11 protein-coding genes are annotated in these 12,082 nt (G+C 67.7%); 2 read left to right on the forward strand and 9 right to left on the reverse strand.

Going from position 1 to position 12,082, the window contains the following annotated elements; translation table 11 throughout:
* Window positions 1–38 precede the first annotated feature (38 nt).
* The 6 genes from QZ951_RS10355 to QZ951_RS10380 form a co-directional block, all read right to left on the reverse strand.
* On the reverse strand, window positions 39–587 hold the full coding sequence (locus QZ951_RS10355; RefSeq protein ID WP_293000494.1) for a hypothetical protein: 549 nt from the start codon (window positions 585–587) through the stop codon (window positions 39–41).
* 11 nt (window positions 588–598) lie between these two features.
* Entirely contained in the window at window positions 599–1,171 is a 573-nt protein-coding gene (locus tag QZ951_RS10360; RefSeq protein WP_293000495.1) for an AHH domain-containing protein, read from the reverse strand.
* Between the two features lie 256 nt (window positions 1,172–1,427).
* Window positions 1,428–1,625: a hypothetical protein gene (locus tag QZ951_RS10365; protein ID WP_293000496.1), complete on the reverse strand. Its 198-nt coding sequence runs from the start codon at window positions 1,623–1,625 to the stop codon at window positions 1,428–1,430.
* Window positions 1,626–1,756: 131 nt separating this feature from the next.
* The gene (locus tag QZ951_RS10370) at window positions 1,757–3,835 is read right to left on the reverse strand and encodes a M13-type metalloendopeptidase (protein ID WP_293000497.1); all 2,079 of its coding nucleotides are present in this window, start codon (window positions 3,833–3,835) and stop codon (window positions 1,757–1,759) included.
* A 223-nt stretch (window positions 3,836–4,058) separates the two neighbouring features.
* Window positions 4,059–5,291, reverse strand: coding sequence for a multifunctional CCA addition/repair protein (locus tag QZ951_RS10375; RefSeq protein ID WP_293000498.1), 1,233 nt, complete (start codon window positions 5,289–5,291; stop codon window positions 4,059–4,061).
* A 10-nt stretch (window positions 5,292–5,301) separates the two neighbouring features.
* Window positions 5,302–7,356: a lytic transglycosylase domain-containing protein gene (locus tag QZ951_RS10380; protein WP_293000499.1), complete on the reverse strand. Its 2,055-nt coding sequence runs from the start codon at window positions 7,354–7,356 to the stop codon at window positions 5,302–5,304.
* 121 nt (window positions 7,357–7,477) lie between these two features.
* Here QZ951_RS10380 and QZ951_RS10385 point away from each other — a divergent pair, with 121 nt between their 5' ends.
* Both QZ951_RS10385 and sat read left to right on the forward strand, forming a co-directional pair.
* Window positions 7,478–8,266: a sulfite exporter TauE/SafE family protein gene (locus QZ951_RS10385; protein WP_293000500.1), complete on the forward strand. Its 789-nt coding sequence runs from the start codon at window positions 7,478–7,480 to the stop codon at window positions 8,264–8,266.
* Between the two features lie 99 nt (window positions 8,267–8,365).
* Complete coding sequence (sat, locus tag QZ951_RS10390; RefSeq protein ID WP_293000501.1) at window positions 8,366–9,583, forward strand: sulfate adenylyltransferase; 1,218 nt, start codon at window positions 8,366–8,368, stop codon at window positions 9,581–9,583.
* An 83-nt stretch (window positions 9,584–9,666) separates the two neighbouring features.
* Here sat and QZ951_RS10395 read toward each other — a convergent pair whose 3' ends face one another.
* The 3 genes from QZ951_RS10395 to QZ951_RS10405 form a co-directional block, all read right to left on the reverse strand.
* Window positions 9,667–10,305 carry a lysoplasmalogenase gene (locus QZ951_RS10395; protein ID WP_293000502.1) on the reverse strand — a complete coding sequence of 213 codons (639 nt, stop codon included), beginning with the start codon at window positions 10,303–10,305 and terminating at the stop codon, window positions 9,667–9,669.
* Between the two features lie 10 nt (window positions 10,306–10,315).
* Window positions 10,316–10,966 carry an EI24 domain-containing protein gene (locus tag QZ951_RS10400; protein WP_293000578.1) on the reverse strand — a complete coding sequence of 217 codons (651 nt, stop codon included), beginning with the start codon at window positions 10,964–10,966 and terminating at the stop codon, window positions 10,316–10,318.
* 159 nt (window positions 10,967–11,125) lie between these two features.
* Complete coding sequence (locus QZ951_RS10405; RefSeq protein WP_293000503.1) at window positions 11,126–12,064, reverse strand: hydrogen peroxide-inducible genes activator; 939 nt, start codon at window positions 12,062–12,064, stop codon at window positions 11,126–11,128.
* Window positions 12,065–12,082: the final 18 nt, after the last annotated feature.

The raw sequence follows: 12,082 nt of genomic DNA on the forward strand, positions 1-12,082 counted from the left end.
CGGGTAGCCGCGGCCCGCAGGCTTCCGCATTCCGCCACTCAACGACTGCCCGGCACGACGAACTCGGCGCCGGTCAGTCCGGCCGCTGCGATGCGCGCCTCGATCACCCGACGGGCAGCGTCGTTGACGTACAGCTTCACCGTTGCCGTCTGCGGAACCTTGAACACGACGGGTTCGACGGGAATGCGCCCGGCAACGAAAGCTTCGCGGGCAACGGCACCGCTGGCGCGGTACTCGCTGTTGTCGCCATCAAGCGCGTCGATGACGGTCGTGACGTTGTAGAACCAGCCGGGCCGACCGTCGCAATCCACCTCCAGCAGTTGCCCGAACGCGCCGAGAAACGCTGACAGTGCGTCGTGTGCGCGGGCATTGAGCAGCACGGCCCCCGGTTGAAGGGCGCCGATATCGGCCTGCGGTTTCGCTTTGCGCGTTCGGGGCTCGACGAAAGCCGTCAGCCGTGGCCGACGCGGCCAGTTCAGCGCAACGCCTCCGATATCGAACAGCCCGTCATCCAGATCGACGACATCGGCATTCGTCCACAGCGCGTAGCGATTGACGTCAGCATTGCGGAACTCCCAGACCGTCATGGCATTCGACCTCAATGAGGAAATGTCCCTTCCAGAAGCTCGGTTCGTATCCCGCGCAACTCAAGGCGACCTTTCAGCGAAGGTTCTTTTGCAACAGGGCGCAGCCTCGCATCGACCTCCAGAAAATACCGGGCGGTATGAATGGAGCGATGCTTGACTGCTCCCGGGAAGCCTTCCAATGCATGATGAGCGATCGGCAAAAAGACGCCGTTATCGGCATCGTTGATCGCAATTCCCCAGCGAAACAGCAACCTCCGCGCGTTATTGGCACGCTCATCCCGGCAGGCGACGATGTGATGCGCTTCGACTTTCGCTGGCCGAGCCTGTCGAGATTGCCTGCATAGATTGCGACCGAGTATGCGCGAGTGACGGCGCTTTCTTGCCACATCTTGCAGCAGGGCCCGGGCGTGAATGGGCAGCGTCACGCCGTTTTCGTATCGGACGCGTGCCTTGTCGGCCTCGACAACCAACTCGTTTCTGATCTCGTACGCGTTGACTTCCCCGTCGGCGCATATCGTGTTGGCCGACAGCGTGACGTCAAGGATTTGATCGGCTGTCATTGTTTGTGCGACATCCTTTGCCATTGCTTGCTCCCGATTCCAAGGCCCGGCTGTCTTCAATCCGGTACGGACTCAATATCTTTTGCCGGCCTAGTGCAAGTGCTCGGCAAGTGGTGGCCACGGGCACGGCTGTCAGTACACCTGCCGAGGTGCGACGTCGCGCCGAGCGAGCGGTTCGTGATCGACACGGCGCAGCATTCAGGGGAACGCGAGGTGGCGCGATTCCGATGCTTCGACCACCGCATCCCGAGCGTTTCCGAAGTCCGAATCCAGACCGCGCTCAATCCGGATCCAGCCGCCGATGCTGCCGCAGCGCATGCCAGCCGGCGGGGGTCAGGGCGTAACGCCCCGCGCCGGGGCTTTTCTCTTCGATCAGCGCGCAGGGCGTCAGGCGGGCGGCGGTCGCGGCGTCGAGCGCGCATTGGCCGTGTTCGATGCGTTCCAGCGCGGCCCAGTCTTCGGCGGTGAGGCGGTTCATGGTCGATCGCTCCTCTCGCGGGTGACCCGGTCTGTCGCCGGGACTGCTTCGATCATCCACGAAAAAGGGCCGGTGTCGCCACCGGCCCTTCGTTTCAGCACGGCGTCGTTCGACGCCTCACGACAGGAGGCTTACCAGATGCTGACGCGCTTCTCCGGCGCCAGATACATCTTGTCGCCTTCCTTGACGCCGAACGCTTCGTAGAAGCCGCTCTGGTTGACCAGCGTGGCGTTGCCGCGCACCGACGGCGGCGAGTGCGGATCGACCGTCAGACGGCGGATCGCTTCGGCTTCGCGATCCTTGCCGCGCCAGACCTGGGCCCAGCCGAGGAAGAAGCGCTGGTCGCCGGTCAGGCCGTCGATCACCGGCGCTTCCTTGCCGCCGAGGCTCAGGCGGTAGGCCTTGTAGGCGATGGCGAGGCCGGACAGGTCGGCGATGTTCTCGCCGAGCGTCAGCTTGCCGTCGACGTGGTAGCCCTTGACCGGCTCGTAAGCGGCGTACTGCGCCACCAGCGCCTCGGTCTTGGCCTTGAAGTTCTTCAGGTCCGATTCGGTGAACCACTGGCGCAGGTTGCCGTCGCCGTCGTACTGGCTGCCCTGATCGTCGAAGCCGTGGCTGATCTCGTGGCCGATGACGGCACCGATGCCGCCGTAGTTCACGGCGTCGTCGGCAGCGGCGTTGAAGAACGGCGGCTGCAGGATCGCGGCCGGGAACACGATCTCGTTCTGTTCCGGGTTGTAGTAGGCGTTGACCGTCTGCGGCGTCATGCCCCACTCGTTGCGGTCGATCGGCGCACCGAGCTTGTTCAGGTTGCGGTCGTACTCGAAGGCACGGGCGCGGGCGAGGTTGCCGATCAGGTCATCCGGCGCGATCACCAGCTTGGAGTAGTCGCGCCACTGGTTCGGGTAGCCGATCTTCGGCGTGAACTTGGCGAGCTTGGCCTGGGCTTCCTTCTTGGTTTCCGGGCTCATCCAGTCCAGCGTGTCGATCGAGGTCTTGTACGACTCGAGCAGGTTCTTGACCAGCGCTTCCATGCGGGTCTTGCTGGCAGCCGGGAAATGCTTCTCGACATAGAGCTTGCCGACGCCTTCGCCGATCGCGGTCTCGACCACCTCGACGCCGCGCTTCCAGCGCGGACGCTGTTCCGGAATGCCGCGCAGCGCGGTGCCGTAGAACGCGAAGTTCTCGTCGACGAACGCCTTGTTCAGGTACGGCGCGAACTCGTTCAGCAGGTGCCACTTGAAGTAGGCCTTGAGCGTGTCGAGCGGTGCCTTGCCGATCAGCTTGGCCATCGCCGTGATGTAGGTCGGCTGGCTGACGATGACGTAGTCGAACTTGCCGTCCATGCCGCCGGCTTCGAAGTAGGACTTGAAGTCGAAGCCCGGGGCCAGCTTCGGCAGGTCGGCGAGCGTGACCTTGTTGTAGGTCTTGACCGGATTGCGGTTCTCGACCTTGTCCCACTGGACCTTGGCCAGATCGGTCTCGAACGCGAAGATCGCCTTCGCCTTCTTCGCCGCATCCGCGTCGCCGGCCAGGGTCAGGATCTTCTCGATGTGGGCGAGGTACTGGCTGCGGCTCTGCTTGTACTTGTCGGTGTCCTTCAGGTAGTAGTCACGGTCCGGCAGGCCGAGACCGTACTGGTACAGGTCGACGATGTACTTGGTCGAATCCTTGTTGTCCTGATGGATGAACGGGACGACCGGCGAGCCGACGCCGATGATCGCGAGCGTGGACATGATCGCCGGAATGCCCTTCTTGTCCGGCAGCGCGGAAATCGACTTGAGGCTCTCCTCGAGCGCCTTCATGCCCACTTCCTCGGCCTTGGCTTCGTCCATGAAGCTCTTGAACAGATCGCCGATCTGCTGCGCCTCGGTGCCCGGCTTGGCGTTCTCGTCGGCGGCCGCGGCCTCGATGATCGCGCGCAGCTGCGCTTCGGAATCGTCGCTGAGCTTGGTGAACGAGCCGTAGCGGGCCTTGTCGGCCGGAATCTCGAAGCTGTCGAGCCACTTGCCGTTCAGATGGCGGTAGGTGTCGTCCTGCGGGCGGGTCGCGGCGTCGATGCCGGCGGTGTCGATGCCCGAGGTCAGCGCCACCGGGGCGGCGGGCGTGGCGGCCGCGGCTGGGGCCGCGTCGGTCTTGGGAGCTTCGGCCGACTTGCCGCAGCCGTAGACCAGGGCTGCGCTGACGGCGATCAGTAGCGTACGTTTCACGGAAATGTCCTGTCTGGAAAGGGAGCCGGCAGGTGCTGGACCGGCGAAGGGTCCGAGTTTACGCCGCGGGCAAGCGGTTGAGATGCGGTTGCCGGGACAAAGGTTTGAGCCTGATCGACGCCGAATTCGCGCGATTTCGTTCGAATTCCGGCGAATTCCACCCGATTCGGGCTGAATGAACCGTGTGCCGCGAGCGCCGGCCGGCTCGCAGCACGGGTGGCCGCTACTCCGCCGCCGGCTCCCGCATCATCATCTGCAGCGCGCTGACGCGCCGTGCCCGCAGCTCGATGCCGATGGCGGCACCGACGAAACCATCGCGCGTCACCTGCGATGGCGGGACCGCCGCGACCCGGCGGAACGCTTCGCGCAGGACATCCGGCTGGGGATAGTGGCGATCCTCCAGCCCGGTGCGGCCGCGGGCATCGCATTCGCAGGCGATCAGGAATTCCTCGAAGCGCTGCGGCCGGCGCAGGGCATCGAGCCGTTCCAGCAGCTGCATCAGCGTGTTCGGGCGCAGGTCGCAGGCCTGATGCACGTACAGGTGCTCGCGGCAGACGTGCAGCGCCAGGTCGCGACAGTCGGCCGGCACCCGCAGGCGTTCGCAGAACGCTTCGACCCTCGGCACGCCGGAGGTCTCGTGGCCGTAGTGGCTCGGCAGCACATGCGCCGGCGTCAGCGCCTTGCCGAAGTCGTGACAGAGCGCGGCGAGGCGCACGGTGAGCGGCGCCTCGATCTTCGCGGCGCGGTCGATCACCAGCATCACGTGCACGCCGGTGTCGATTTCCGGATGGTGCTTTTCCGGCTGCGGGACACCGAACAGGGCATCGACTTCCGGCATCAGGCGCTTCAGCGCGCCGCATTCGCGCAGGGTCGTGAAGTAGACCGACGGCTGCGCCTGCATCAGCGCCCGCGCGGTCTCTGCCCAGACCCGCTCGGGCACCAAATGATCGACCTCGCCGTCGTCGACCATCTGCCGCATCAGCGCCATCGTCTCCGGGGCGATGCTGAAGCCGAGCGCGGCGTAGCGGGAGTGGAAGCGGGCGATGCGCAGCACCCGCACCGGGTCTTCGGCGAAAGCGTCCGACACGTGCCGCAGCCGGCGGGCATTGAGATCGGCCACGCCGCCGTACGGGTCGATCAGCGCGCCATGCTCGTCCTCGGCCATCGCGTTGACGGTCAGATCGCGCCGGATCAGGTCCTGTTCCAGCGTGACCTCGGGGTCGGTGTGGAAGGTGAAGCCGTGATAGCCGCGGCCGCTCTTGCGCTCGGTGCGCGCCAGCGCGTGCTCTTCCTTGGTTTCCGGGTGCAGGAACACCGGGAAATCCTTGCCGACCGGCTTGTAGCCGGCGGCGACCATGTCTTCCGGCGTGGCGCCGGTGACCACCCAGTCGCGTTCGTGGAACGGCCGGTTCAGCAGGCGATCGCGCACGGCGCCGCCGACGAGATAGCGCTTCATCGCGGGCTGCTCACGGCGCGGGATCGGCCGGATCGGGCGCGACGACACCCGGCTTGACCACCGGCGCGATCCAGTGATCGAGCTTCTGAGGCTTGCCGTCCTGCTGCCAGCCGAACACCAGCGTGTGCCACAGCACGCGCTGGACATAGGTGCGGGTCTCGTTGAACGGAATGTTCTCGACCCAGACATCGACCGGCGTCGGCGTCGTCGGCAGCCAGCGCGCGGCGGCGTTCGGGCCGGCGTTGTAGCCGGCGATCGCCAGCGGCCACTGACCGTTGAAACGGTCGATCAGGTCGCGCAGATGCGCGGCGCCGAGCGGCACGTTGACGTTCGGATCGAACAGCGCCGTGCGGCTCGGCACCGGCCGCTGCCATTTCTTCGCCGTGCGATTCGCGGTTTCCTGCAGCATCTGCAGCAGGCCGTAGGCATTGGCGCGGGACACGGCATCGGCCCGGTACAGGCTTTCCTGGCGCAGCACGCCGTAGATCAAGGCTTCCGGCAGGCCGGAAAGCGTCGCGCCGGCCTTGACCGGCGCATCGTACGGCCGCGGATACAGCAGGCCGTAATCGGTGAACACCTTCTGCTTCGAGGCCGTGGCCACGCCCTGCTCGTACCAGCCCCAGCGGATCGGCAGCGCGATCGCCGCGCGGCGGCCGGCGTCGTCGAGACTTTCGTACGCAGCCTGGAACTCCTGTCCGGCCGGCCCCCGCTGGCTGGCGCGGAACAGTTCGCGGGCACGGACGAATCCCGGCTTCTGGTCCAGTTGCGCCAGCACCGTGGCATCGACCGCCACCGGCTGCGGATGCGGCGCATAGGGCTGCCCGATGCGCGCCGACGCCAGCGCCGGATACCAGCCATCTTCCGCAGCCAATTGCGCCAGCAAGTCCTTGCCCGCCGGATCATTCAGTTCGCCGGCCGCGCGGGCCGACCAGTAGCGCCAGCGCTGCTCGCCGCGCGCGTCAGCACCCATGCCGTTGATGGCCTGCGTCACCTGCTTCCAGTCGCCGGCCCACAACGCGGCACGCGCCCACCACTCGGACGCGAGCGCGTCGCGATCCGTCGTCTGCACCTGCGCGAACAGCGGCAGCGCTTCCGGCCGCCGGCTCCACGCGTAGCCGAGCGCCAGCGCCCGGGCAAGCGGGCTGACACTGGCGGCGTCGAGCTTGCGCGCGGTGCGCAGCGCGTCGAAGCGGGCGGCGGCGGCGTCCGGATCCTTGCGGGCGAGGCGCTGCCAGCCATCGACCAGCGCGTCGAGATCGACCGGGCGTTCGGGGTTGGCGATCAGTGCGTCGATCTCGCGCGCCGGGCTGTCGATCAGCGCCGCCCACTGCCGGATCAGCGCCAGCCGATCGGCCGGCAGCGGTGCGGCAATGATCGTCGCCAGCGCGCCGTAGCCGGCCTTCAGCGTCAGCCGCGCGCGCGCTTCGATCAGCGCCGGCGTCAGCAGGTTCTGCGCGCGGGCCCAGTCGAACGCGGCATCGCAGGCCGGCAGCGACTTGTCGGCCGCCTGCCATTGCTCGACCACGGCCGGGCCGAGGCCTTCGGTCTGCATCAGCGCGATGCGGGCCGCGAACTGCTGGCAGCGCAGTAGCGGATCGGCCGCCGCCAGCGACGCCGGCAGCGCGCTCAGGTAGCGATCCCAGCGCTTGCGCTCGGCCAAGCTCAGGAGCCACGCACGGCGCAGGTCGCGGGTCACCGGGGCATCGCCGTTCGCGCTCAGGAATTCGGCGACGGCGGTGTCGACCGCGGCGTCATCGGGCTTGGCGCGGGCCAGCGTGGCGCGCACGCGGGCCGCGACCAGCCACGGATAGATCGGATAGGCGCGCAGCCGCTCGCTGTCCGCCGGTGCCGGCGAGCCGAGTTCGGCGGTGGCCAGCGCGGCGACGAATTCGGCGCGGACGGCGGCGTAGCGATCGTCGGTGGCCGCGACGGTCGCACTGGGGGAGGCCGCGGCGGGCGCGGACTGAGCGGTCGCGGCCAGCGGCAGTGCGAATCCCGCGCTGAACGCAGTGGCCAGAACGGCGGCGGAAACGCGGGAGAATCGAATCGGGAGGGGAATCATCATGCCTGTCTGACCCGCAGGATCGCCGCGAGGTTCGTGCGGCCGCGGCATTGCCTTGCGGTAGGCTGCGCGACCTTCGCAATTCTACGGCCTGCCGCGGCCGCGCTTGAGGCCGGAACGCTCGATGGAAACCCTGCTCGTCTTTCTCGTGACCGGCGCCGCCGCCGGCCTGCTGGCCGGCCTGTTCGGTGTCGGCGGCGGCCTGATCGTGGTGCCGGCGCTGGCGTTCATCCTGCCGTCGCTCGGCACGGCCCGGGACGTCGTCATGCAGTCCGCGATCGGCACCTCGCTGGCCGTGATCGGCCTGACCGCGATCTCCTCGGCGCGCTCGCACCACGGCCGTGGCGGCGTGATCTGGCCGATTTTCTGGAAGCTGGCGCCCGGCATCGTCCTCGGCAGCCTGATCGGCGCGGCCGTCGCCCATCACGTCAGCAGCGATGCGCTGAAGACCTGCGTCGGCGTCGGCGCGCTGCTGATCTCGATCCAGATGCTGATCGACGCCACGCCGAAGGCCACCCGCGCAACGCCGGGCACGGTCGGGCTCGGGATCGTCGGCATCGTCATCGGCGCGCTGTCGGCACTGATCGGCATCGGTGGCGGCTCGCTGACGGTGCCGTACCTGAACGCCTGCAATGTCGACATGCGGCGCGCCGTCGGCACCTCGGCGGCCTGCGGCATTCCGATCGCCTGGGCCGGCGCGGCCGGCTTCGCGCTCAACGGCCATGGCGTGGCCGGGCTGGCGCCATGGAGCCTCGGCTACATCGATCTCGCCGCGTTCGGCGGCATCGCGGTGATGTCCGTGTTCACCGCGCCGTGGGGCGCGAAACTGGCCCATGGCCTGCCGCCGAAGCTGCTGAAACGGGCCTTCGCGATCTTTCTCGCCGGCATCAGCCTGCGCATGCTGCTGAGCTGAGCGGCCCTCCGGTCGGGCGATCGACCGTCCGGTCACCGGGCCGATGGCATGACTTTCGTATACTGACGGCGCGTCAGCTCATCACTTGGGAATAACGAAATGTCGAATCTGGTCAGGCCGCATGGTGGCGGCCCGCTGAAACCGCTGTTGCTCGAAGGGGCTGCGCTGGCCGCCGAACTGGCGCGCGCCGCCACGCTGCCGAAGGTCCACATCAGCTCGCGCGAAGCGGGCGACATCATCATGCTCGGCATCGGCGGCTTCACCCCGCTCGACGGCTTCATGACCAAGGCCGACTGGCAGGGCGTCTGCGACACGATGCACACCGCCGCCGGCCTGTTCTGGCCGATTCCGATCACGCTGTCGACCGATGCCGCGACCGCCGGCACGCTCGCCATCGGCAGCGACATCGCGCTGTTCGACGCCGAGCGCAACGAGATTCTCGCGACGATGACCGTCACCGAGAAGTACGGCATCGACAAGGCGCACGAGTGCCAGACCGTGTTCAAGACCACCGACGCCGCCCACCCCGGTGTCGCGATGGTGATGGCGCAGGGCGAGGTCAACCTCGCCGGCCCGATCAAGGTGCTGAGCCAGGCCGAGTTCCCGACGCAGTACGGCGAGATGTACATGACGCCGGCCGAAACCCGCGCCGAGTTCGAGAAGCGCGGCTGGAAGTCGATCGCCGCGTTCCAGACCCGCAACCCGATGCATCGCAGCCATGAGTACCTGGCCAAGATCGCCGTGGAAATCTGCGACGGCGTGATGATCCACTCGCTGCTCGGCAAGCTGAAGCCCGGCGACATCCCGGCTGAAGTGCGTCAGGACGCGATCGCGCAGCTGATCGAGAAGTACTTCGTCAAGAACACCGTGATCCAGTCCGGCTATCCGCTGGACATGCGCTACGCCGGCCCGCGCGAAGCGCTGCTGCATGCCGTGTTCCGCCAGAACTACGGCTGCACCTACCTGATCGTCGGCCGCGACCATGCCGGCGTCGGCGACTACTACGGCCCGTTCGACGCGCAGACGATCTTCGACGAGATTCCGGCCGGCGCGCTCGAAACCAAGCCGCTGAAGATCGACTGGACCTTCTACTGCGACGCCTGCGAAGGCATGTCGTCGGCCAAGACCTGCCCGCACGACGCCTCGCACCGCCTGCTGCTGTCCGGCACCAAGCTGCGCAAGCTGCTGAGCGAGGACGGCGAAGTGCCGCCGCAGTTCTCGCGCCCGGAAGTGCTCAAGGTGCTGCGCGCGTACTACGCCGGCCTCGAAGCGCACGAGAAGGTGAAGGTGGAGCTGAAGGGCCACTCGGCGCGCTGATCGCGCACCGGTCGTGACCACACCCCGCCGTCGACGCACTCGACGGCGGGGTTTTTTGTGAGCGATCAGCTTGGGCGATCGGCTCAGCCGACCGACAGCGCCAGCAGGCCGATCGCCGTCCAGTAGGTCGACAGGATCAGCGCCTGCGCCCGGCGATACGGCCGCTGGAACTGGCAGACGGCCAGGCTGGCATCGGAGACGATGAAGACGAAGGCCCCGATGCTGGCCAGCCACGCCGCGCGGTCATCGACCACTTGCGCACGTGCCGCCGCGACCAGCGCCATCGCCAGCAGGCTCAGGCCGTAGACGACCACCGGCCCCTTCATCGGCCCGGTGCGCGGAATCAGCCAGCCGAAGAACGCGAGCGCCGGCACGCAGGCCAGCAGCGACCACAGCGGCGGCGCGAGCCAGCCGTGGCTCGAATGGAACGCGGCGACGAACAAGCCGTGCGCGATCAGGAAACTGCCGAGGCCGGCGATGAACGCACGATCCCCGGCGAACATCAGCGCGATGTCGCCGCACAGCGACAGCGCGAGCCCGGCGACGATCCACTCGGCGTAGACCGGCTCGCGCGCCGGCGTTGCCCAGACCGCCGCGAGGATCAGTGTCGTCGTCAGCGGCTTCAGCGCATAGAACGCCGGATGTCGGCCGGCCGCGCGTTCCTCGGCGGCAATCGCCAGCAGCGCGCTGACGGCGGCGGCCAGCAGCATCGGCAGGCTCATCGCGCGCGCTTCAGCGCACGGCCACCGGCTCGGCGCGCAGCTTCTGCAGCTCGGCCAGTCCGAAGTGGATGAAGCTGAGGCCCGAGTAGACCGGCGAGATCAGGTTCACCAGCGGGATGATCTGGATCAGTGCCGCGACCACGCCGAGCCCGAACAGCGGCGTGCCGTGCCGGCGCAGGATTTCCTGATACTCGGCCGGCGAGGCGTGCTCGGCCAGCGCGTCGTAGCGGAACACGCGGTCGTTCAGATAGCCGGCCAGCGCAATCGGAATGATGAACGCGAACGGGATGATCAGCGCCAGCAGCAGCGCTGGAATCCATAACAACAAATAGACGAGCAGGGCACTCAGGCCGTTCCAGACGCTGCCCCAGTTGCTGCCGCCACGCTGGCGGACGAGGCCCGGGTAATCCCGCGCCGCGACGTGTTCCAGCATCACCGGCATCGCGAACACCGAGGTGATGAACAGGGCCGTCGCCGCGACCAAGGTCGGCAGGAACAGGAACAGCACGACCAGGGTCAGCGCGCTGGCGATCCACGCCAGACCCCATTCGTGCAGAAAGGCGTCGACCGGCGCGTATTCGGTCACGCCGCGCAGCGCCGCCATGCCCTGCTGCCAGCCGACGATCAGCAGGATCGTCCACAGCACCAGCGAGCCAACCAGCGGCTACAGCACCAGCCCGAGCATGCGGCCCTGGAACTGGCTGCGGGTGGCGGATATCAGCGCTTCGAACATGAGGGCAGGCAGGCGTCAGGAACAGGCCACCATTCTGATGCAGATGCGCCCCGCGCCGGATGACGCGCTGCCGCGGACGCCCGCGCCTTACGGATGCTGCGGTTCGGCGTCCGGCAGCAGGCGCACGCCGCGCACGCCGCTGGCGAGGATCGCGGCATGCAGCGCGCGGATGGCGGTCAGCCGCGGGAAACTGCGGCGCCAGACCATGCCGATGCGGCGCGACGGCGCCGGCGCGGCGAACGGCACCACCGGCAACGGGTTCGGCTCCGGCGGGCGATTGGCGATCGACGAGTTCGGCATCACCGTGATGCCGAGCCCCGAGCCGACCATGTAGCGAATCGTCTCGATCGAGCTGCCGGTGACCGGCCGCGGACCGTCGCCTTCGGCATCCAGGCACTTCGGGCAGGCCGCGATCACCTGCTCGCGGAAGCAGTGGCCGGGGCCGAGCAGCAGCAGATGCTCCTCGGCCAGCTTCTTCGCCGGGATGCTCGGCAGTTCGGCCCAGCGATGGTTCGGCGACAGCATCACGACGAAATCCTCGTCGTACAGCGGCCAGGCCGACAGCCCCTGCAGATCGATCGGCAGCGCCAGCAGCGCCACGTCCAGCTCGTTGTCGCGCAGCTGTTCGAGCAGCACGGCCGTGAAGTTTTCCTCGATCATCAGCGGCATCATCGGTGCCGTCTCGCGCATCAGCGGCACGAGGCTCGGCAGCACGTACGGGCCGACGGTGTAGATCGCGCCGAGCCGCAGCGAGCCGACCAGCTCGTCCTTGCCTTCTCGGGCGATGTCCTCGACCCGCTTCGCTTCGGCCAGCACCCGCCGCGCCTGTTCGATGATCCGCACGCCGACCGCCGTCGGCTTGGCCTCGCCGCGGATGCGCTCGAACAAGGTCACGCCCAGCTCGTCCTCGAGCTTCTTCAGCGCCACCGACAGCGTCGGCTGCGACACGAACGAACGCTCGGCCGCGCGCGAGAAATGGCGCTCCTTGTCGAGGTTCACGAGATAGCGGAGTTCGGTCAGCGTCATGGGTTGACCTGTCTGTGG

It is taken from the genome of Nevskia sp., assembly GCF_021732705.1.
GTDB lineage: Bacteria > Pseudomonadota > Gammaproteobacteria > Nevskiales > Nevskiaceae > Nevskia.